Raw genomic sequence first — 20,251 nt, forward strand, 5'->3', positions numbered from 1 at the left:
GAAACTTTCTGCGCCCGCTCCACTTTGCCGCAGATCAGATTTCAAAGTAGTTTTCGAAGGATTCCGGGAAATTCTGCCGGGCCAGACGTTCGTCGATGACGAGCATGGACTGGTAGGACAGCGGATCGAAATCCTTGTCCGCAGGCAGGACTTCGCGACCGAACAAGAGGCTGAGACGCGCAGCGTCGAGATTGCCACGCTCGAAAGGCTCGGCTCCGAATTGATGCCAGAGCGCGTGCATGAAGGCGGCATCGATCTTGTGGGTCGCCGAATTGTCGCGCGCGCGGCGCGGAATGAATTTCACGGGCGTGACGCCGCGCGGATTGGCGCGGCGTATGGTGAATTGAATGCCCGTGCTCGGCATGCCGGATGGAAAGCCGCGGTGTTTCGTCATTTCAGGCAGCTTTGCCATCGTCTGTTCCTTATGCTTTGCCGATCTTGTCCTGTGTCTTCGTATCGAAGTCGGACGCATCGTGACGTTCGTGTAACTGTTCCGACGGGTCGCCATTGACCTTGTTGACCATGCGACCGCGTTTGACCGCAGGGCGCTCTGCAACCTCGTTTGCCCAGCGCTGAAGGTGCTTATAGCCCTTCACATCCAGAAAGACATCGGCCTTCGCATAGGACTGGCCGCGCGCCAGATTGCCATACCATGGCCAGACGGCAATATCCGCAATCGAGTATTCCGAACCGGCCAGATACTGGTTCTCTGCCAGATGACGGTCCAGCACGTCAAGCTGACGCTTGGCCTCCATGGCAAAACGGTCGACCGCGTACTTGATATGAATGGGCGCATAGGCATAAAAATGACCGAAACCACCACCGAGATAAGGTGCGGACGCCATTTGCCAGAACAGCCAGTTCATGGCTTCCGTGCGCGCCTTGTGCTCGCTCGGAAGAAACGCTCCAAACTTTTCCGCCAGATAAAGCAGGATAGAGCCGCTTTCGAACACGCGGGTCGGCTCCGGGGTGGAATGGTCCACCAATGCCGGAATTTTCGAATTCGGATTGGCCTTGACGAAATCGGAGCCGAACTGGTCGCCATCGCCGATCTTGATCAGCCACGCATCATATTCCGCGCCCGTATGGCCTGCGGCCAGCAGCTCTTCCAGCATGATGCCGACCTTCTGGCCGTTTGGCGTTGCCAGCGAATAGAGCTGCAACGGATGCTTACCGACCGGCAGTTCCTTGTCATGGGTCGCGCCTGCAATCGGGCGATTGATGTTGGCGAACTGACCACCATTGCCCTTTTCCCATTCCCAGACATCGGCTGGTTCGTAACCGGCGGGAAAGTTATTTTCGGGGGATTTCTCGGTCATGAAAATCTGTCCTTATTCAACGGATCAAGCGCCAGCGTTCAGCACTCGAAAGCAATATAGGCATCACCAGGGATTTCCTCCACCGCATCATCGATGAGAAAAATTCAACCTTTGGCGATGGCGTGAAAAAACGTGCCCGTGACTTGCCCGCGTCTGCCACCGGATGCTCCGAGCGGTTTTCCCTGCCCATCGGCAATCTGCGCAAAGGCCTCGTCGTGACCTTGATCGATCACCCGCGCATAGTGGAACTCATGGCCACGCAGGACATCGCCAGCGCGCCCGATGGGACTATCGGCTGATATCGTCGCCTGCCGATAGCCGAGGTTCATCTTGCGCTTGGCAAAGCTTGTGGCATGCGACAGCAGCCCCGTCATCGCGTGGGTGACGCCATCCGCATCCTCGATGGCAGCGCCCAGCACCATGTAGCCCCCGCATTCGCCGTGAACAGGTTTCGTTTCCGCAAACCGCGCCAGACCCGATGTGAAGGTAGCCGCAGCAGCGAGTTGGCCCGCAAAAAGCTCGGGATACCCGCCGGGCAGCCAGCAGATATCGCATGACGGGTCCGGAGCCTCATCGGTCAGCGGCGAAAAGGGCACGATTTCGGCCCCGGCTTCGCGCCAGTGGCGGGCAAGATGCGGATAAAGAAAAGTGAAGGCGCCGTCCTGAGCCAGCGCGATCCGCTGGCCCGGCGGGGCAATGGCCGCCTCGGTAGAGCCAAGCGGTACCGTGACGGGTTGCGCCAGGGACAGAAGCGCATCGAGATCGATAGCCGCCTCCATGGCATCTGCCAGCCTGTCGATGTGTTCGTCTATTTCAGGATGTTCACTGGCCTGCACGAGCCCCAGATGCCGCTCCGGCAGCACCAGTGAGAGATCGCGCATCACACAGCCCGCAACGGGCAGGCCAATCTTCTCGATGGCTTGCGAGCAGAGCGTGCGATGCCTCTCGCTGCCCGCACGGTTCAGCACCACGGCAGACATTTTGACCGCTGGATCGTAATGGGCAAAGCCATGGGCGACGGCGGCTGCTGTCTGCGACTGGCCGGAGACATCCAGCACCAGCAGCACGGGAATACCGAACAGCCGCGCCAGATCGGCCGCAGAGCCGGCTCTGTTATCCGGTACAACGATCCCATCGAACAGGCCCATGGCGCTTTCGATCAACACCAGTTCCGCATCTTCAGCCTGCTGAGCGAAAAGATGCCGCAGCAAATCCGGCTGCATGGCCCAGCTGTCGAGATTGAGCCCCGGCGTTTTTGCCGCGAAAGCATGAAAGCCGGGGTCGATATAGTCAGGCCCGGTCTTGATGCCACGCACTTTTACGCCCCGTCGCGCAAACGCACGCAACAGCCCAATAGTCACGCTGGTCTTGCCCGACCCGGAGCGCGGCGCGCCGATGATGATCGCCCGCGCCGTCATGAGGATAGTCCCTTCGACATTATAGCGTAGAACATGTGGCTTACCCCCCTCTGCCCTGCCGGGCATCTCCCCCACAGGTGGGGAGATCGGCAAGACGCACACTCCTCTGCCAACTCCAAGCGTTCAAATTGGCCGAAACGGCGCCACATATCGATCTCCCTCCTTGTGGGGGAGATGCCCGGCAGGGCAGAGGGGGGTAAGCCACACCCGCCGCCGTCCAAGACTATCCGATCGACCGGTTCTCCCAAAATAAGCAATCTCGACATTCACACTGCCTGCTGTTTCCCGATGACGGCCAAACCCGTAACCGCTATAGAAACACGATGGAAACGGATGGAAAAAATCTGCGTCGCGGCTGGACGACCGGCGCTTGCGCCACGGCGGCGACGAAGGCTGCCTGCACCGCGTTGCTGACCGGTGAGTTTCCATACCCTGTCGAGATCGAACTTCCAAGCGGCAAGCGCGTCGGCTTTTCGCTGGCCACCAGCCATCGAGGCGATGGTTTTGCTAAGGCCGGCATCATCAAAGACGCAGGCGACGACCCTGACGTGACGCACGGCGCGCTGGTGGAGAGCACGGTTCGGCCCGGAAAACCTGGCACCGGCATCACCTTCAAGGCGGGCGAAGGCGTTGGCACCGTCACCCGCCCCGGCCTGCCACTGGCCGTCGGGGAGCCTGCCATCAACCCCGTGCCCCGCAAGATGATCGAAAAGGCCATTCATGAGGTCGCGGGTGAAAATGCAGATTTCGAAGTGGAAATTTCAGTTGAAAATGGCGAGAAGATCGCCGAGAGGACGCTGAATGGCCGACTAGGCATCCTCGGCGGTATTTCGATCCTTGGCACCACCGGCATAGTCATTCCTTTTTCCTGCTCTGCCTGGATTCACTCCATCTGGCGCGGAATTGATGTGGCACGCGCCGAGGGGCTGCCCCATATTCTCGGTGCCACCGGCAATGCTTCGGAAAAAGCCGGACAGGCATTTCATGGCCTGTCGGAAACGGCACTGATCGACATGGGCGATTTCATCGGCGGCATGCTGAAATATCTGCGCACCCACCCGGTTGAGAAACTTACCATTGCCGGTGGTGTCGCCAAAATGACCAAGCTCGCTCAAGGCATGCTCGACGTTCATTCCAAGCGTGGCCTGGCGGATCTGGATGCGCTGGCGAAACTCGCGACGGAAGCGGGCGGGGATGAGGCTTTGGCAGACGCCATCCGCCACGCCAACACCGTGTCCCATGCCTTCACCATGGCAGGCAGCGCGGGCATAGACTTGGGCAGCGTCGTGGCCGAGAAGGCCTGGAAAACGGCAGCGGATGCGCTCAACACGCCTGAAACGGCGCTGGAAATTCTGGTCTTCGATAGGGATGGAGCGTTAAAGGGGCGCTATGGCTTTGCGCCATCCCATCACGTCTCGGCTTTTCCATCCGGCGAGCGGAACCGCCGCACATAATCCGTACTGTAAAGCGCACTCTCGCGAAAATCTTCTGACGCCAAGCCCTTGCCGACGAAAATCAGCGCTGTGCGCTCCACCGGCTCTTCCGCGAGTTTGGCTTCGATATCGCCCAGCGTGCCTCTGATGATCCGCTCCTCCGGCCATGAGGCTCGCACGACGATGGCCACTGGGCAGTCCGCTCCATAAAGCGGCGTCAAATCCTCAACCACCTTCGCAATGGCATGGATGGCAAGGTGGATGGCAAGCGTTGCACCCGTCGCGCCGAATGCCTTCAGCGTTTCTGTCTCCGGCATTTTGGAGGCACGGCCCGACACGCGGGTCAGCACAAGACTTTGGGCCACTTCCGGCACCGTCAATTCCCGCCGCAAAGTCGCAGCGGCTGCTGCAAATGAGGGAACTCCGGGGGTAACGGTATAATCCAGCCCTAGACGTTCCAGACGGCGGATTTGCTCGCCCATGGCGCTCCAGACGGAGAGATCGCCGGAATGCAGCCGCGCCACATCCTTGCCCTCACGGGCGGCGGCAGCATATTCAGCCTCGATATCATCGAGCGAAAGCGCTGCCGTATCGACGATGCGGGTACCGGGAGGGCAATAATCCAGCAGCGCCTTCGGCACCAGCGAGCCCGCATAAAGGCAGACCGGGCAGGCAGCGATGAGATCGCGCCCGCGCACGGTGATAAGGTCTGCCGCACCCGGACCGGCACCGATAAAATGAACCGTCATTCGTTGTCTCCTAAAGTGGCAAGCGCCACCGTCATATCGCCGATCACCATTCGCGGGGCAATCAGCCTTGATTTCGGTCCTAGAGCCGCAAGCGCCGCAGCCTCGCTCAAACTGGGCGAACCGGAATGCTCTAGGCTCACAGCCGATTGCGTGATGGTGCGAGCGCTAGCCAGTTCGAAATCTGGCTGCGCCACCACGACGAAGGCCATATTGAGCCGCGTGGCGGCCTCCAGCAAACCCGGCTCATCCGCCTTGATTGGCGCCGTTGCGATGAAATCGATTGCCACACCCTGTTCTTTCGACGCCGCTTCGAGTGCAGCGATGATCGTCTCTGCACTGGTTCCCTTGCGGCATCCAATCCCGGCAACAATCACGGCTTGACCCATGCCCATTGCGTGACCGGCATGGCCGGACGCCAGCCCTGCATGGAGCCAACCGGCGAGGCGCGCGCGACCTCGAGCCGGATCAGCGAACCGCCCAACCGCGCCTGTGCGGCCAGCAACATCGCCTCCATCTCCAGAGTCACCGCATTGGCCACCAGCCGACCGCCGGGTTTCAACGCCGCGATTGCGCCATCCAGCACGCCATCTTCACTGCCGCCGCCGCCGATGAAGATCGCGTCAGGCGTGGCCAAGCCCTCAAAAGCATCCGGTGCGACCCCAATCACCATCTCAAGCCCCGGCACGCCGAAGGTTTCGGCATTGCGCATGGCGCGTTCTGCCCGCTCCGCATTCTGTTCGATACCGATGGCACGCAAGGACGGATGCGCCAGCATCCACTCGATGCCTATGGAGCCGGAGCCCGCACCGATATCCCACAGCAATTCGCCGTGACGAGGGGCCAGTGAGGAGAGTGTGAAAGCGCGTATTTCGCGCTTGGTCATCTGACCATCATGCTCGAACAGTGCATCGTCCAGACCTTGGGTGTAAGGGAGGATGCGCGCCTTTTTATCCGCAACGACATCAATTGCCACGACATTCAGTGGATCGATATCGTCATGAGAAAAGGACCCGGCCTTGCCGTGCCTTATATTCTCGCGCGGACCGCCTAAAGCCTCCAGCAGAATAAAATCCGAACGCCCGAACCCGTTCTCCGCCAACAGTGCTGCCAAAAGGGCAGGGGCTTTTTCATCCGATGTCAGGACGATGAGTTTTGCACCCGGATGCAGATACGGACGGATGAGGTCAATGGAGCGGCCATGCAAGGAGACGCATTCCACATCCTGCAAGGCCCAGCCAAGCCGCGAGGCCGCCAGCGAGAAGGCCGATGGCGCAGGGTAGGAGATGGTTTCACCCAAAGCCACATGCCGAAGGAGGGTAACGCCCACACCGTAAAAGAAGGGATCGCCGGAAGCCAGCACGCAGACCTTGTGACCACGCAGCGCCACAACATCGGCCATATCAACATCGAACGGCACCGGCCATGGCCGCGCTTCACCCTTTATGGCACCCGCTGCCAGCCCCAGATGCCGCTTGCCGCCAAAGACGAATTCGGCGCTTTCGACAGCGCGGCGCGCGTCCTCGCCCAGACCGGCGAGGCCATTTTCGCCGATGCCGACGATGGAAAGCCAGTGTCCAACCGGCTTTTTGCTGGATGCGCCATCGATTCCGGCATATTCAGACGCCATGACACGCTCCATTCTCATTCTCGGCGGCACGGCGGATGCCCGCATTCTGGCCGGAAAACTGGCTGAAGACTCCGGCTACCGGTTGCTTCTGTCCATGGCTGGCCGCACCCGGAATCCCGTTGCGCAACCCGTGCCGATGCGCACCGGCGGCTTTGGCGGTGCGAGTGGCTTGGCGGCGTTCATCACCGAAAACCAGTTCGATCTGCTGGTCGACGCAACGCACCCTTATGCGGCGCGTATCTCTACCAACGCTATCGAGGCCGCACGGCTGGCCAATATTCCTCTTGTCACGCTGGAGCGCCCGGCGTGGGAAAAACAGCCCGGTGATGACTGGCAGAGCGTGGCCGATGTCGAGAGTGCTTTGGCTGCTCTCGGCGCGGAAAGCACAAACGCCTTCCTCGCGCTCGGTCGTCAGGAACTGCTGCCCTTCGAGGCAGCACCGCAGCACCATTATCTCATTCGCAGCGTCGATCCGGTCGAGCCACCGCTCGACGTACCACATGCGCACTACATCACTGCGCGCGGCCCCTTTGCTCTCGACGACGAAATGACCTTGCTGCGCGATAACCGTGTCGCCTTCATCGTTTCCAAAAACTCCGGCGGCACGGCGGCCTATGCGAAGATCGAGGCGGCGCGACGGCTGGGCATCACGGTGCTGATGATCGAGCGCCCGGCGATTTCCCGCACAGCGACCGTACCGACCATCGATGCCGCTCTGGCCGCCATTCGCCATCAGCTTTCCCTTTTGGACGAACGGGGCGAATAGACGATGGGTGGATGCCCATCGCGTTTGATCAGCCGCGTTTCCACCGAACCGACAATGATGCAGGTGGCCATGTCCGCCATATCGCTTGCCGCTTCAGACAGCGGCACCACCCGCATACGCTCATCCGCCCGCCCGGCAGCACGCCCGAAAATGACGGGGACGGTGCCCGGCAGATGGGCGCGAAGCACATCAAACGCCGTTGCCAATTGATGCGGGCGCGCCTTGCTGACGGGGTTGTAGAAGGCCATCACGAATCCGGCCTCAGCCGCCGTAATCAGCCGTTTTTCGATCAGCGACCAGGGCTTGAGGTTATCCGATAGAGAAATCGCGCAGAAATCATGCCCCAGCGGTGCTCCCGCTTTCGCAGCAACCGCAAGCATCGCCGTGACGCCAGGAACTACGGACAAATCGATCTCCCGCCATTCGGCAGGGCCGTTTTCGATAGCCTCGCAAACCGCCGCTGCCATGGCGAAAACACCGGGATCGCCGCCGGAGACGACACAGACCTTGCCGCCAGCCGCTGCTATCGTCAGCGCAGCCTCTGCGCGGGAGAGTTCCTCACGATTATCGGAGGCATGACGGCGTTGGTGCGGTGCCAGCGAAAGCCGTTCGAGATAGGGAATATAGCCGAAGAAGTCTTCCGCCTCACGCACTGCTTCCAGCGCTTCCGGCGTGATCTGGCCCTCATTGCCCGGGCCGAGCCCGACGACGGTGAGACGACCGCTCATACCGGCTCTCCACCTGCAGGCCGATCTTTCCAGCCCGGAACCAGAACCAGCGAGAAATACGGGGCAGGCGAGCCATCATGCTCCACCAGACGCATGGCATGGCCGTTTTCCATCGTACCGCGTTCGACATAAAGCGCGCTTTGCAATTTGCCCGCTCTTTCCAGCGCCCGGCGGATTTTCGGCAGGTTGCGACCGACCTTCATGATGACAGCACCATCGGTACCGGAAAGCCGTTCCGCCAATGTCTCTTCGCCCAGAGTGCCCGGTAAAACGCTCAAGATATCATCGCCTTGAACCAGCGGCAGCCCGGCCATGGACCAGCAACCGGACATGGCGGTAATGCCCGCCACGACCTCTGCCGGATAAGATGGAGCAAGCCGCAAATGCAGGTGCATATAGGAGCCGTAAAACAGTGGATCGCCTTCGGAGAGAACAGCAACGTTGCGCCCGGCATCGAGATGAACCGCGATATCCTTCGCAGACTGATCGAAAAAACCAGCAATGGCTCCGCGATAATCATCACCGTTCTTGTCGCTTTCCACCGTTACCGGATAGACCAGCGGCATTTCCAGCGTGCCGGGGCGAATGAAGCTTTCAACGATACCGCGCCCGTTGCCCTTGCTGCCCTTCTTGCAAAAGAAGGCGACAACGTCGGCATTTTCGATGGCGCGCACCGCCTTCAGCGTCAAAAGCTCGGGATCACCCGGCCCGGTGCCGACACCCGTTAGCTTGCCCTTCAGCGCCGTCTGCGGCGCGGGATCGAAAAGTGCCGCGCTCATAGGCCGGGCCTCGCGACCGCGTTGACCGCCGCTGCCGTCATGGCCGAGCCGCCGAGGCGGCCCTTGACGATGGCATAGGGAATGCGCAGTGGACTTTCCTCCAGCGCATCCTTCGATTCCATCGCACCGACGAAACCAACCGGCATGCCGATGATGGCGGCGGGGCGGGGTGCGCCGCGCTCCAGCATTTCAAGAAGATAAAACAGCGCGGTCGGCGCATTGCCGATGGCCACCACCGCGCCATCCAGCTTTTCGCCCCAGAGATCGAGGGCGGCAGCGGAACGGGTATTGCCGATGGCCTTTGCCAGTTCCGGTGTTTGGGGGCTGCGCAAGGTGCAAATTACCTCATTGCGGGCGGGAAGGCGTGCACGCGTCACGCCATGCGCCACCATTTCTGCGTCGCAGAGAATGGGCTTGCCCGCTTCCAGCGCACCGCGCGCAGCTGCCACGAAATCGGGAGAAAAGCGAAAATGCTGTGCTGCTTCCACCTGCCCGCAAGCGTGGATCATGCGGATGGCAATTTCAGCCTGATCAGGCGTGAAGGCGGACAGATCAGCCTCTTCCCGCACCATCGCAAAGGAGCGCTCGTAAATCGCGTTTCCATCGCGAATATAGTCGTATTCAATCATCGATCATCCTGTCGGAGCGCCGCGACGATCTTTTGCCTGCCAAGACGGGCAAGCAGCGCGCGGGCATTTTCTCCGGGCTTATGTTCTTTTTCATACAAACGGGCAAGTCGCGAAAGTGCGGCCTTCTGTTCAGTGACGGGCAAAATCACGTCTGGCGCATCCGAAACACGGCCCGAATAGCGAAACGCCAGCCCCTCGGAAGAGCCGGAGATGGCAAGCGGTGCCGCCGTGGGATGAGCACACCCCTTGCCGCAGCCGGAAAGATGCAGCGTGATCGAGCCATCCAGCAGAGCCGCACAGTCCGTCGCCGCGTGTTCGGCCAGCTCTCTTGTGGCGATGAAGGCGGAGGCGCAAGCCGGTTCACCAGCACACACGGCAATGCCGGAACGTGGATCATGCGCATTCGTGACGAAGCCTGCTTCGTGCGCCTGGACGAGAAGCCTTTGGCATGCCTCTTCGTTTCCGAGACAATAGAGGGCGTGGGCTGGACCGGGCCTGACAATGTTGATGCCAAGCGTCGAAGCCACAGTGCAAAGCGAAGACAGCGCCTCTGCCGGGATTTGTCCATAAGCTGGCGCAAGGGCAGCGGCGAAGAGGTTCTGCGAGAGGCGCATCAGACCGTAATGGTGCACTTCTTTATCGGCGGCAATATTTTGCCCAGAAACACTTCCGAGCAATCTGCCCGCACATACGGCCCGCACCGTTTCAATATCCAAGTCACGACCACGCGCGTCCAAACCCCGATCGGCGAGATACGTCAGCAGATCGATGACCGCGTCGGCTGCATGTTCGGTTCGCAGGAAACCGGCCTGCAATGCCTTGGCTTCCGCGCCACCCAGCACAAGCTGCCACAGCACGCCATCATGGGCGCGAACGGCCTTTAGCCTGATATCTGCCAGCAGATCAGCCATGCTCACATGCCCGCCGCCATCGATGATGACAGACATTTTCGCAGCCAGCCTTTCGGACAGGTGAAGCGCATCGCTACGCTCCTCTATCCGCCTGACGATATCGCGCGGATCGGCAATGGCCGTGTCATCCATGCCTGCCAGAGGCGAAGTTTCCACCGCCAAACCCTGCCTCAGCGGCAGACCAAGAGCCAGAACATCGTGTTCAAGCGCCACGGCACTTTCAGCCGTCAGACCACGAAATTGCAAACCGCCACGCGCGGTTATGTCGATCAGCCCGTTACCGTTCTGGACGGCGAGGGCACATAGCGCCGCAAGATCGTTGGGAGAAATAGCATCCGTAAAGGCAATGCGCGACAAAAGTCCGTCGCCCGTCTGCATCGGGGCAGACAGGGCAGGGCAGGTGCCGCGACGGGTAAAAGGCTTGATATCCACACGGCTGGTAGCGTTCATGCGCTCGCCCTCACCGTCTTTGGCGCAATCAGCATTTCCAGCTCGGCATCGACAGCATTGCGGCGGCTGTGCCAGAGGCCGCGGCGGCGGGCGGAGAGAAAGCGTTGCGCCATCACCTCTGCGGCCTGCGGATTTTCCCGCAGAATGAAATCACGGACCTCTTCATTGCCGAAATAGGCATCATAGAGCGCCTCGATCAAAGACGATGACACCGCATGCGTCGTTTCGGCAAAACCGATCAGCCGGTCCACCGTTTCGGCAAATTCCGCCGCACCGCGTGGCCCGTGCCGCATCTGCCCGGCAATGAAGCGCGGATTGATGGCGCGGGCGCGCACGACACGGGTGATGGCCTGCGCGATGGAGCGCGCACGAGGACGGGCTGGATCGGTCGTATCCAGCGCCACTACATCAGCCGATTGACCGAGAGCCGCCTTGGCCGCCGCAAAGCCGCCGATGAAGGCGACATCGGAGGAGCCATCGAGAAGATCGCGACCCGGATCGTCGCCGGTGTGCACCAAAAGATCGGCCTTTTCCAACTGGTTTGCAAAGCCTGCATCGGCGAACACGCCAAGTCCGTCAGCGCCGCCGAAAGCATGGCTGGCGGCATCCAGATAGATCTGGCCCAGCTCTTCGCGCTCTTCCCAGCGCCCGTTTGCCAACTTTTCTTCGATACCGGCACCATAGGTACCAGGCGCGGAGCCGAAAATACGCGCCGGTATGTGGCCGAGGCTCGTAGCTTCTTCGCCCAAAGGGTTATCACCCGGAGATTCCTCCCGGCGCGCGATGGCCTTCGCGGCGGCATCGAGCAGGGCAATCAGAGCCGGGAACATATCGCGGAACAGGCCGGAAATACGGAACGTCACATCAACCCGGGGCCGTCCCAGGGCGGCGGGCGGCAGCACTTCGATGCCGGTGACGCGGCCAGTCGCCTGATCGTAAATCGGTCTTGCACCCATCAGGTGCAGAGCTTGGCCTACATCCTCGCCGCCATTGCGCAGCGAGGCAGACCCCCAGAGATCGAAGACCAGATGTTTCGGCCAATCACCATGGCTCTGCAAATAGTGCCGCAGGACTTCTTCGCTCGCCATGCGGCCAAGCTCGAAGGCAGTCGGCGTCGGCATGGTGCGTGGGTCTGCGGCATAGAGATTGCGGCCCGTCGGCAGTACATCCTGTCGGCCACGTGCCGGAGCGCCCGCTGGTCCCGGTGTGATATGCCGCCCGTCAAGCGCTGCGAGGAGCGCTGTCTTTTCCGCTACCGCGCTTTGCTCTCGCAGCGAATCCGGCTCATCGTCCGCGCAGCGACCAAACACATGCTGGCCGTCTTTGATGGCGAAATCCTTGAGATCGCAGAGAAAGGCATCGATCCGCGCCAAAGCCGTGTCGGCATCATCCTGCGTACCGACACCAGCATCGCCGGCAAGCCCGGTTTCCTGCGCCTTCTCGACAATCAGTTTTGCCAGCCGGTCACGGCGGCGGCGATCCAGGCCATCGGCCTGCGCATATTCATCGACCAGCTGTTCCAGCGCCATCTGCTCCGGCGACAGCCCGGCATCGACCAAGACAGGTGGAATATGCCCGATGGTGACGGCAGCGATGCGCCGCTTCGCAACAGCAGCTTCGCCCGGATTGGACACGATAAAGGGATAGATCACCGGCAGCGGGCCGGTCACGATTTCTGGGAAGCAGGCCTGAGACAGCGCCACCGTCTTGCCGGGCAGCCATTCAAGCGTGCCATGAGCGCCGACATGGATGATGGCATGTGCATGAACGCTTTTTTGCATCCAAGCCCCGAAGGCGACCAGCGCATGCCGTGGCGGCAGGGCCGGGTCGTGATAATCCACCCGCCGATCTTCATTGCGGCCACGATCCGGCGCAAGTGCCACCGTTACGGAACCGAATCGAGCGGCGCGGAAGTGGAACATGCCATCGGTAACGGCATCGTCATCGTCCGCATCGCCCCATGTCTCATCCAAGGCCAGATCGGCATATTGTGGCAGGTCACTGCGGAAGGCTGAATAATCGGCTAGGCGGAAACTGGCAGTGTCTTCTTCAACGCGGTCGAGCAGCGCCCGCGCCGTCTCCGGAATATCACCTACAACGTAACCCGCATCGCGCAAGTCGTGCAGCATTTCCAGCACGCTTTGCGGCACGTCCAGACCAACGGCATAACCTGTCCGTCCCGGGGCTGCGCCCGGATAATCCGGCATGAGAATGACGACATTCCGCTCAGACGGAGCGGCATTCTTCAAACGAAGAAAAGCGGAAATGCGGTTCGCAACCTGCTCGACACGATCCGGCTCAGCCTGATGAACGAGGCCACGCCCACCCTCCGGGTCTGGTGCCTTAAAGGAAATCGCTCCGGCCAGAAGACGGCCATCCAGCTCTGGCAACACCACATGCATGGCAAGATCGGAAGGGTTGAGGCCACGCATATTGTCCGCCCAGCCATCGCGGCGGGTGGTGGCCATGATGACCTGAAAGGTTGCCACGCCCAGCCGGTCGAACAGGCTCTTGCCGTCCTCATCCGACTGGCTGGCAAAGGCAGTTGCCGTCACCATCGCCGCCGGCTTTAAACGACCGAGCGTCTCTTCCAGAAACCGGATCGCTTCATTGTCTTTCAAACCGCTGACGAAGATCGGCAAAGGGGCAAAGCCGCGCTCGCGAAGCGCTGCATAAAGCGCGTCGATGGGAGCGACATCGGCGGCCATCAGCATGGAGCGGTAAAACAGGATTGGTAGCAGGGGTGCACCATTTGCAAAGCCATTCAGCGCAGCATTGAGGTCAACGACGCCTTCATCGGGCTTGTAAAATCCGCTTTTTGGCAAGGGCTCTGCTGCCATGTCCGGCCAGCCTTCCCCCCGCGCAAAGGCCGCAAGTCCTTTTGCAACCCGGTCCATATTCTCAGGCCCGCCTTCCCGGAAGAAAGACAGGATTTTGAACTGCGTCGGCAGATCGACTGTGGAGGCAGCCTCAAGCTTCTCATCGCGCTCGCTGCATTCCCCCGGCAAAAGCACCAGCTTGATACCGCGCCGCCGCGCCATTCTCGACAATTCGTCCACGCCGTAACGCCAGCGGTCGGCGCCGCCGAGAATCCGGATAAGGATCAGCTTGGCATGTTCCGCCGTCTTTTCGATCCACAGATCGAACGACATGGGATGGCGAAGTTCGGAGAGGTTGGCGGAGAGGAGCGAGACCGACCCATCCGTACTGCGCTGCCATCCACGTTCCAGCCCACCCAGATCGCTGGCCGAAAAGGACAGCACCACCACATCCGCCTGACCCTGGTTGAGATCAACCGGCTCGATCAGGTCGTCCAGAGACGAGGATGTGGTGGCGAGGATGTGCATAGATCAGGCCGCCAGCATCCGCTCGATCTTTGCGCGGTCGAGACCCTTTTCGCCGATCACCACCAGACGGCTGCGGCGCACCTCGCCGGACGCCCAGGGGCGGTCGAAGTAATGGTTGACGCGTGAGCCAACCGCCTGCACCTGCAACCGCATCGGCTTGGACGAGACCTCGACAAAACCCTTGATGCGCAGCACGTTTTCAGAGGCCGCCGTTTCGGAAATGCGAGCAGCCAGTGCATCGGCATCCGTCACGGCACCCAGTTCCACGACGAAGCTGTCGAACTCGTCGTGATCGTGGTCTTCTTCCTCATCGTGATGGGTGTGGCGGTTTTCGATATCCTCTTCCACCGCAAGGCCAAGTCCGATCAGCACGGCAGGATCGACGGCACCATTGGACGCAACGACGATCTTCGCAGCCTTCGGCAGATGCGCATTGATATGCGCCTTGGCGCGCTCCAGACCTTCGGCATCCAGTAGATCACCCTTGGTCAGAACGATGAGGTCGGCGCAGGCAATCTGGTCCTCGAAGACTTCTTCGACCGGATCGTCATGGTCAAGTGCTTCGTCATTCTGGCGCTGGGCGGCAAGCGCCTCCAGATCATGCGAGACCATACCTTCGGCAAGGGCTGCGCCATCGGCCACGGCGACCACGGCATCCACCGTCACCCGGCTTTTGATCGCGGGCCACTGGAAGGCCTGCACGAGTGGCTTTGGCAGAGCAAGCCCCGACGTTTCGATCAGAATATGCTCGACGCGCGGCTGACGGCTCAGAATCTGTTCGATGGCGGGTTGGAAATCATCGGCCACGGTGCAGCAGATGCAGCCATTGGCCAGTTCAACGATGTTTTCCTCCGGGCAGCTTTCGATGCCGCAGCCCTTCAGAATTTCGCCGTCGATGCCGACATCGCCGAACTCGTTGACGATAATCGCCAGCCGCTTGCCCTCGAGCTTTTCCAGAAGGCCGCGCAAAAGCGTGGTTTTTCCCGCGCCCAGAAAGCCGGTGATGATGGTGCAGGGAACGCGATCGAGCGTTGTCATGATGTCTCCTCGGTGAAATGCAAAGGGGGAATGCGCGACACAAGGCCACGCTTCAAACTATCGGGGCGTCCGCGCCAGGGCATCAACCCATCCGGTGCTTCGGCCAATAAGCGCGCGCCAGTCATCAGGTCTGCGGCATCATCTTCGGTCAGTCCGCCGAACATATAGGACCAGCCGTCGGCGCTGCGCATGGCGGCGCTGAGGCCACGCTTGCAATTGGCAAGGCAATTGACGCTGCGAACGGTCACGCCTTCACTCGCTCCAAGCGCTAAGGCAGCCTCCGTCAGAAGCGCGCCGGGGCGGGGGTCTGCATTCGGTTCGGCTTCGGACCGGCAGCTGCGGCAGACGAAGACCACGACGCCGGGTGCGGTGTCACGGTCCGTCTTTTCGGTCTGGCTGGTCGATGTCGCTGTAATATCCAAGGGTCTGCTTTCCGCGCCTTCAAAATGTCTCAGGGGTGCGGATATCGAAAACGGAATGCGGGACACGCACAACCATCGTTCGAACAACCGGCTGACCGGAGCACCCCGCCCGGCAGACGTTTTTCCTGAAACGGCAGGTCTCCTGGCTTGCGGCTTCGACACCCTTGCGCTGCCTTCCCGGATTGTCATCCAGTGGCGTTCAGCGCGGGCTCACCGCTTACAGTTGCGGGGGCAGCCACGGATTTGTCCGCTCAAGCGAAATGCACCGTGTTCCCTCTTAGCTTTTCCCGTTGCCGGAAAAAGACCGTCAGTCCTTAACCCTTATGCCCTGCGATGCTTTTGTGTCAATGCCGCGCATCATTGCCGCGGCACGCGTTTTGGTTATAGTCGCCGCTTTGAAAAAGCATGAGACCCGGAAGGACCAGCCGCCATGACCCGCGACATCAGCGACAGCGAAGCCGAACGTCACCGCGCCAAAATGGTCAACCGCAAGGCCGTGCAGGATGCTGAAGTCTCGGAAAAGACCATCGAAAAAGGTCTGCTGATGATCAACACCGGCCCCGGCAAGGGCAAGTCCACCGCCGCTTTTGGTCTGGCCCTACGCATGCTGGGCACCGGCAGGCGCGTCGGCATCGTGCAGTTCATCAAGGGCGCATGGTCCACCGGCGAGCAGGGCGCTCTGGCACTGTTCGGCGACCGTGTCGAATGGCGCACCATGGGTGAAGGTTTCACGTGGGACACTCAGGATCTCAAACGCGACGTCGCTGCTGCCACCAAAGCCTGGGAAGAGGCAAAGACGCTGATGGCCGATGAAACCATCGGCCTTGTGGTACTGGATGAGCTCAACATCGCGCTGCGCTATGACTATCTGCCGCTGGAGGAGGTGGTGGAGACCCTGCAGAACCGTCGCCCCGGCCTGCACGTCATCGTCACAGGCCGCAACGCCAAGCAGCCGCTGATCGATGCCGCCGATATGGTGACGGAGATGACGCTGGTGAAACACCACTTCAAGGCAGGCGTCAAAGCGCAGTCCGGCATAGAGTTCTAATTCATGACAGCACGCGTTTTGATGTTTCAGGGGACCGGCTCCGATGTCGGCAAATCGCTGATGGTGGCGGGGCTGGCGCGTGCCTTTACCCGGCGCGGGCTGTCCGTCATGCCCTTCAAACCGCAAAACATGTCCAACAATGCCGCCGTGACCGCCGATGGCGGAGAGATCGGCCGGGCGCAGGCCTTGCAGGCGCGCGCTGCAGGAGTGCCCCTATCCGTACACATGAACCCCGTGCTGCTCAAACCCCAGAGCGAGACCGGCGCACAGGTGGTTGTGCAAGGCAAGGTCATCGGCAACGCCAAGGCTGCGGATTACCAACACATGAAAGCCGGGCTGATGCCGCGCGTGCTGGAAAGTTTCGAGCATCTCAAAACCAAGGCAGATCTGGTGCTGGTGGAAGGCGCGGGCAGTGCATCCGAAGTCAATCTCCGCGCCAATGACATTGCCAATATGGGCTTTGCCCGTGCAGCCGATGCACCCGTCATCCTCATCGGCGATATCGACCGGGGCGGCGTCATTGCCAGCCTCGTCGGCACTAAGACGGTTCTGGATGCAGATGATGCGGCGATGATCGAAGGTTTCATCGTCAACCGCTTCAGGGGCGATCCGAGCCTGTTCGATGAGGGGATGCGGATCATCGCAGACAAGACCGGCTGGAACCAGATCGGCTTGCTGCCGCATTTTGCCGATGCCAGCCGCTTGCCCGCCGAAGATGCACTGGGGCTATCGGCACCGGGACAGAGGAAACCGGGTGCGAAAATCCGCATTGCGGTCCCCATCCTGCCGCATATCTCCAATTTCGATGATCTAGACCCCTTGGAGGCGGAACCGGATGTCGAGTTGATACGGGTGCGCCAAGGAGATGTCATTCCGGCAGATTGCACGCTGGTGCTGCTCTGCGGTTCCAAATCCACGATTGCCGATCTCACCACTTTGAAAAATGCAGGTCTGTATGTGGATATCAAGGCGCATCTTCGGCGCGGCGGTTCTGTGCTTGGTCTATGCGGCGGTTACCAGATGCTGGGCAATAGTGTTGCCGACCCTGATGGGATAGAAGGCGCGCCGGTGACCGTGCAGGGGCTAGGTGTGCTTGACGTCGATACCGTGCTGACCGGCGATAAGAAGCTTGTGTCGGTGACAGGTCGCAGTTTCGACGGCGTATCCTTCACCGGCTACGAAATGCACGTCGGTGTGACAAAGGGGCCCGACGATATCAGACCGTTTTCGACCATCGGCAATCATACAGACGGAGCTGTCTCCCCGGACGGTCGCGCTTTCGGCACTTATATCCATGGTCTTTTCGCAGATGATAACCAGCGCAGCGCATGGCTTCAGCGTCTAGGAGCCGAGCGCTCCGCGCTCAATTACGAGGAGCAGGTCGATGCCGTGCTGGACGGCCTGGCCGATCACATGGAACGGCATCTTGATCTCGATGCGCTGCTGGCTATAGCGCGATAAGGAGTGCTAAGGCTCCCAAAAAGCCGATCAGCAATGCGTCGGCAATACGGGCAAGCTTCAGCGCCCTGCGAATATCAGCAGCCGTCAAATCCCGCCGCCCGCCTTCGCCCATGAAGCGCGCCTCGATCATCTGCCCGCCATAAGAGCGTGGTCCGGCCAGCGCAAAACCCAGTGCACCCGCCATCGCCGCTTCCGGCCATCCGGCATTGGGCGAGCGGTGGTGGCGCGCATCGCGAAACACGGCGCGCATTCCGTTTCGGGGCGAGGCCCCTTTCACAAAACAAGCCGCCAGAATGAAAAGAAATCCGGTGAGACGGGAAGCGGGTAGGTTGACCAGATCATCCAGCCGCGCGGATGCCCATCCAAACGCCTCGTGGCGGGGCGAGCGATGGCCAATCATACTGTCAGCCGTATTGATGGCCTTGTAGCCCGCACCGCCGGCAAGGCCGAGAAGCCCGAGCCATAGCGAAGGCGCGACGATGCCATCAGAAAAATTCTCCGCTAGGCTCTCAATCGCCGCCCGGCACACTGCTGCCTCGTCGAGCTTTTCCGGGTCACGCCCGACGATCATCGACACCGCCTTTCGCCCACCCTCGATCCCATCGCGCTCTAGCGCAATGGCTACCGCCTCGACATGCTGTTCCAGACTTTTCTGCGCGGGAAGCGATGCTCCGAGAACTGCAACGATCAGAAAGCCGAGGGGAAGCAGGAGGAGCCCGGCCTGCAAAAGCCCGGCGATTAACACCGTCAAACCGAGGAAGACGGCCAGAGCCGCCACACCCATCACCTTGCGGCGTGAAAATGAATCACTCTCCCAGTTCCATTTTCTGTCGAGGAGGGCGATAAGCGAACCGATCCAGGTCACGGGGTGGCCGATGCGCTTGAACAGCCAGTCGGGATAGCCGACAAGGCGTTCGATCAGCAGGGACAGAAAAGCGAGAGCGAAGAACATGGGCGAAAGGGTACCAGAAAAAGCGCAGCCAGCGATCCGCCATGGTGGCAATCTGGGTCGGGCGCGTCTGCTTTTTCCCAAAGCGCCCGAACCGTGGATCGATCTTTCCACCGGGATCAACCCGCACTCCTACCCGCATTCGTCCATTCCTGCCAGCGCCTTTGCCCGCCTGCCTGAGCCAAGCGCCGTGGAAAGGCTAAAAGAGATAGCCGCAACGGCGTTCGGCGCACCTTCGGCGGCGCATATCGCGGCGGCACCGGGAACACAGATGCTGATGCCGCTGCTTGCGCAGATCGCTGTCAGGAGAGGTGCCAAAAGCTGCGGCGTTCTCTCCCCCGCCTATGCAGAACACGCCCGCACCGCCCGCATGGCAGGGCTTTCCGTCACCGAGGTATCTGATATCAAGGCCTTGAGCGCCTTCGATTATGCCGTCATCATCAACCCCAACAACCCCGATGGACGCGTGTGGGAGCGCCCAGAAGTGCTGGCCCTAGCTAACACCATGCACCAAAAAGGCGGGCTGCTTGTTGTGGACGAGGCCTTCATCGAGACGGGCTATGCCGAAAGCGTTGCGGACGCGGCGACCTCGGATGGCCTCGTCGTCCTGCGCTCCTTCGGCAAGTTTTACGGCATGGCAGGCATTCGCCTCGGCTTTGCCATTGGGCATCCAGATATCGCAGAAAGTCTCGAATCGAGGCTGGGACCATGGGCCGTCTCCGGTCCGGCATTGCATATTGCGACCGAAGCTCTAGTGGATCAGGTTTGGCGAGATGAAATGCGACTCCGGCTAAGGGAGGATTCCCAACGATTGACTGAACTTTTGGACGTAGCTGGTCTCTCGATTGCTGGGGGAACATCGCTCTTCAAGCTTGTCCGCGATGATCAGGCGCCCACAGTCTTCACTCATCTCATGGAAAACGGCATTCTCACACGCAGTTTCGATGAAAGACCGGCCGACCTGCGCTTCGGACTTCCGGGGGTGGAAGCTGAATGGTTTAGACTGGAGGCGGCTTTGGTGGAATTCCACTCGGCCACTAGGACCTCCCGTCATCCTCGGGCTTGACCCGAGGATCTAATGAATCCCAACGTCAAACGTGGTTAGATCCTCGGGACAAGCCCGAGGATTGTTTGCTGCTATCAAGCTATTGTCGGTGCGGGACTGCGCGCCCTTCAC

19 protein-coding genes and 1 riboswitch are annotated in these 20,251 nt (G+C 60.7%); of the genes, 5 read left to right on the forward strand and 14 right to left on the reverse strand.

The window, feature by feature from the left end:
* Positions 1-34 precede the first annotated feature (34 nt).
* From ABUK73_RS21750 to ABUK73_RS21760, 3 genes are all read right to left on the reverse strand, one after another.
* The gene (locus tag ABUK73_RS21750) at positions 35-412 is read right to left on the reverse strand and encodes a hypothetical protein (protein ID WP_113087412.1); all 378 of its coding nucleotides are present in this window, start codon (positions 410-412) and stop codon (positions 35-37) included.
* A gap of 10 nt (positions 413-422) precedes the next feature.
* Positions 423-1,319 carry a glutathione-dependent disulfide-bond oxidoreductase gene (gene yghU, locus ABUK73_RS21755; protein ID WP_353579086.1) on the reverse strand — a complete coding sequence of 299 codons (897 nt, stop codon included), beginning with the start codon at positions 1,317-1,319 and terminating at the stop codon, positions 423-425.
* A gap of 104 nt (positions 1,320-1,423) precedes the next feature.
* Positions 1,424-2,737 (reverse strand): cobyrinate a,c-diamide synthase, encoded by a 1,314-nt coding sequence (locus ABUK73_RS21760; RefSeq protein ID WP_353579106.1) that lies wholly within the window; start codon positions 2,735-2,737, stop codon positions 1,424-1,426.
* 323 nt (positions 2,738-3,060) lie between these two features.
* Here ABUK73_RS21760 and ABUK73_RS21765 point away from each other — a divergent pair, with 323 nt between their 5' ends.
* Positions 3,061-4,191, forward strand: coding sequence for a cobalt-precorrin-5B (C(1))-methyltransferase (locus tag ABUK73_RS21765; RefSeq protein ID WP_353579087.1), 1,131 nt, complete (start codon positions 3,061-3,063; stop codon positions 4,189-4,191).
* On the opposite strand, the gene cobM is transcribed toward ABUK73_RS21765, so the two are convergent.
* From cobM to cbiE, 3 genes are read right to left on the reverse strand one after another with little or no spacing between them, the layout of a single operon-like run.
* Positions 4,146-4,919, reverse strand: coding sequence for a precorrin-4 C(11)-methyltransferase (gene cobM, locus ABUK73_RS21770; protein ID WP_353579088.1), 774 nt, complete (start codon positions 4,917-4,919; stop codon positions 4,146-4,148). The two genes, ABUK73_RS21765 and cobM, sit on opposite strands and share 46 nt — an antisense overlap.
* Entirely contained in the window at positions 4,916-5,311 is a 396-nt protein-coding gene (locus ABUK73_RS21775) for a cobalamin biosynthesis protein (protein WP_353579089.1), read from the reverse strand. Before ABUK73_RS21775 ends, cobM begins: the two co-directional genes overlap by 4 nt.
* Positions 5,290-6,546 carry a precorrin-6y C5,15-methyltransferase (decarboxylating) subunit CbiE gene (gene cbiE, locus ABUK73_RS21780; RefSeq protein WP_353579090.1) on the reverse strand — a complete coding sequence of 419 codons (1,257 nt, stop codon included), beginning with the start codon at positions 6,544-6,546 and terminating at the stop codon, positions 5,290-5,292. Before cbiE ends, ABUK73_RS21775 begins: the two co-directional genes overlap by 22 nt.
* Between cbiE and ABUK73_RS21785 the strand changes: the two genes are divergently transcribed.
* Positions 6,545-7,312, forward strand: a complete 768-nt coding sequence (locus tag ABUK73_RS21785) for a cobalt-precorrin-6A reductase (RefSeq protein ID WP_353579091.1) — start codon at positions 6,545-6,547, stop codon at positions 7,310-7,312. The two genes, cbiE and ABUK73_RS21785, sit on opposite strands and share 2 nt — an antisense overlap.
* On the opposite strand, the gene ABUK73_RS21790 is transcribed toward ABUK73_RS21785, so the two are convergent.
* The 7 genes from ABUK73_RS21790 to ABUK73_RS21820 are packed head-to-tail and all read right to left on the reverse strand — an operon-like array spanning position 7,279 to position 15,616.
* Positions 7,279-8,040, reverse strand: a complete 762-nt coding sequence (locus ABUK73_RS21790; RefSeq protein WP_353579092.1) for a precorrin-3B C(17)-methyltransferase — start codon at positions 8,038-8,040, stop codon at positions 7,279-7,281. The genes ABUK73_RS21785 and ABUK73_RS21790 overlap by 34 nt on opposite strands.
* Positions 8,037-8,819: a precorrin-2 C(20)-methyltransferase gene (locus ABUK73_RS21795; RefSeq protein ID WP_353579093.1), complete on the reverse strand. Its 783-nt coding sequence runs from the start codon at positions 8,817-8,819 to the stop codon at positions 8,037-8,039. The genes ABUK73_RS21790 and ABUK73_RS21795 overlap by 4 nt, the downstream gene beginning before the upstream one ends.
* Positions 8,816-9,448, reverse strand: a complete 633-nt coding sequence (locus ABUK73_RS21800; RefSeq protein ID WP_353579094.1) for a precorrin-8X methylmutase — start codon at positions 9,446-9,448, stop codon at positions 8,816-8,818. Before ABUK73_RS21800 ends, ABUK73_RS21795 begins: the two co-directional genes overlap by 4 nt.
* Positions 9,445-10,809, reverse strand: coding sequence for a precorrin-3B synthase (gene cobG, locus ABUK73_RS21805; protein WP_353579095.1), 1,365 nt, complete (start codon positions 10,807-10,809; stop codon positions 9,445-9,447). Before cobG ends, ABUK73_RS21800 begins: the two co-directional genes overlap by 4 nt.
* Positions 10,806-14,156: a cobaltochelatase subunit CobN gene (gene cobN, locus ABUK73_RS21810; protein ID WP_353579096.1), complete on the reverse strand. Its 3,351-nt coding sequence runs from the start codon at positions 14,154-14,156 to the stop codon at positions 10,806-10,808. Before cobN ends, cobG begins: the two co-directional genes overlap by 4 nt.
* Positions 14,157-14,159: 3 nt before the next feature.
* Entirely contained in the window at positions 14,160-15,197 is a 1,038-nt protein-coding gene (gene cobW / locus ABUK73_RS21815; protein WP_353579107.1) for a cobalamin biosynthesis protein CobW, read from the reverse strand.
* The gene (locus tag ABUK73_RS21820) at positions 15,191-15,616 is read right to left on the reverse strand and encodes a DUF1636 family protein (RefSeq protein WP_353579097.1); all 426 of its coding nucleotides are present in this window, start codon (positions 15,614-15,616) and stop codon (positions 15,191-15,193) included. Before ABUK73_RS21820 ends, cobW begins: the two co-directional genes overlap by 7 nt.
* Before the next feature lie 115 nt (positions 15,617-15,731).
* A riboswitch (cobalamin riboswitch) is annotated at positions 15,732-15,940 on the reverse strand.
* Positions 15,941-16,046: 106 nt separating this feature from the next.
* Between ABUK73_RS21820 and cobO the strand changes: the two genes are divergently transcribed.
* On the forward strand, positions 16,047-16,664 hold the full coding sequence (cobO, locus tag ABUK73_RS21825; RefSeq protein WP_353579098.1) for a cob(I)yrinic acid a,c-diamide adenosyltransferase: 618 nt from the start codon (positions 16,047-16,049) through the stop codon (positions 16,662-16,664).
* A gap of 3 nt (positions 16,665-16,667) precedes the next feature.
* A complete protein-coding gene (locus ABUK73_RS21830; RefSeq protein WP_353579099.1) occupies positions 16,668-18,125 on the forward strand; it encodes a cobyric acid synthase in 1,458 nt (485 codons plus the stop codon).
* Here ABUK73_RS21830 and cbiB read toward each other — a convergent pair.
* A complete protein-coding gene (gene cbiB / locus ABUK73_RS21835) occupies positions 18,112-19,077 on the reverse strand; it encodes an adenosylcobinamide-phosphate synthase CbiB (protein ID WP_353579100.1) in 966 nt (321 codons plus the stop codon). The genes ABUK73_RS21830 and cbiB overlap by 14 nt on opposite strands.
* On the opposite strand from cbiB, the gene cobD reads away from it, so the two are divergent.
* On the forward strand, positions 19,076-20,140 hold the full coding sequence (gene cobD, locus ABUK73_RS21840; protein WP_353579101.1) for a threonine-phosphate decarboxylase CobD: 1,065 nt from the start codon (positions 19,076-19,078) through the stop codon (positions 20,138-20,140). The genes cbiB and cobD overlap by 2 nt on opposite strands.
* Positions 20,141-20,251: the final 111 nt, after the last annotated feature.

It is taken from the genome of Agrobacterium vacciniicorymbosi (assembly GCF_040427045.1).
Lineage (GTDB): Bacteria > Pseudomonadota > Alphaproteobacteria > Rhizobiales > Rhizobiaceae > Agrobacterium.

Excerpts from the sequence above, each read along its gene's own strand:
- cbiB (WP_353579100.1), bottom strand. The coding sequence starts at position 19,077 with ATGTTCTTCGCTCTCGCTTTTCTGTCCCTGCTGATCGAACGCCTTGTC.
- cobM (WP_353579088.1), bottom strand. The coding sequence starts at position 4,919 with ATGACGGTTCATTTTATCGGTGCCGGTCCGGGTGCGGCAGACCTTATC.
- cobD (WP_353579101.1), top strand. The coding sequence starts at position 19,076 with ATGGGCGAAAGGGTACCAGAAAAAGCGCAGCCAGCGATCCGCCATGGT.
- cobO (WP_353579098.1), top strand. The coding sequence starts at position 16,047 with ATGACCCGCGACATCAGCGACAGCGAAGCCGAACGTCACCGCGCCAAA.
- ABUK73_RS21795 (WP_353579093.1), bottom strand. The coding sequence starts at position 8,819 with ATGAGCGCGGCACTTTTCGATCCCGCGCCGCAGACGGCGCTGAAGGGC.
- cobG (WP_353579095.1), bottom strand. The coding sequence starts at position 10,809 with ATGAACGCTACCAGCCGTGTGGATATCAAGCCTTTTACCCGTCGCGGC.
- ABUK73_RS21750 (WP_113087412.1), bottom strand. The coding sequence starts at position 412 with ATGGCAAAGCTGCCTGAAATGACGAAACACCGCGGCTTTCCATCCGGC.
- ABUK73_RS21785 (WP_353579091.1), top strand. The coding sequence starts at position 6,545 with ATGACACGCTCCATTCTCATTCTCGGCGGCACGGCGGATGCCCGCATT.
- ABUK73_RS21760 (WP_353579106.1), bottom strand. The coding sequence starts at position 2,737 with ATGACGGCGCGGGCGATCATCATCGGCGCGCCGCGCTCCGGGTCGGGC.
- ABUK73_RS21775 (WP_353579089.1), bottom strand. The coding sequence starts at position 5,311 with ATGGGCATGGGTCAAGCCGTGATTGTTGCCGGGATTGGATGCCGCAAG.
- cbiE (WP_353579090.1), bottom strand. The coding sequence starts at position 6,546 with ATGGCGTCTGAATATGCCGGAATCGATGGCGCATCCAGCAAAAAGCCG.
- ABUK73_RS21800 (WP_353579094.1), bottom strand. The coding sequence starts at position 9,448 with ATGATTGAATACGACTATATTCGCGATGGAAACGCGATTTACGAGCGC.
- cobN (WP_353579096.1), bottom strand. The coding sequence starts at position 14,156 with ATGCACATCCTCGCCACCACATCCTCGTCTCTGGACGACCTGATCGAG.
- ABUK73_RS21790 (WP_353579092.1), bottom strand. The coding sequence starts at position 8,040 with ATGAGCGGTCGTCTCACCGTCGTCGGGCTCGGCCCGGGCAATGAGGGC.
- ABUK73_RS21830 (WP_353579099.1), top strand. The coding sequence starts at position 16,668 with ATGACAGCACGCGTTTTGATGTTTCAGGGGACCGGCTCCGATGTCGGC.
- ABUK73_RS21765 (WP_353579087.1), top strand. The coding sequence starts at position 3,061 with ATGGAAACGGATGGAAAAAATCTGCGTCGCGGCTGGACGACCGGCGCT.
- yghU (WP_353579086.1), bottom strand. The coding sequence starts at position 1,319 with ATGACCGAGAAATCCCCCGAAAATAACTTTCCCGCCGGTTACGAACCA.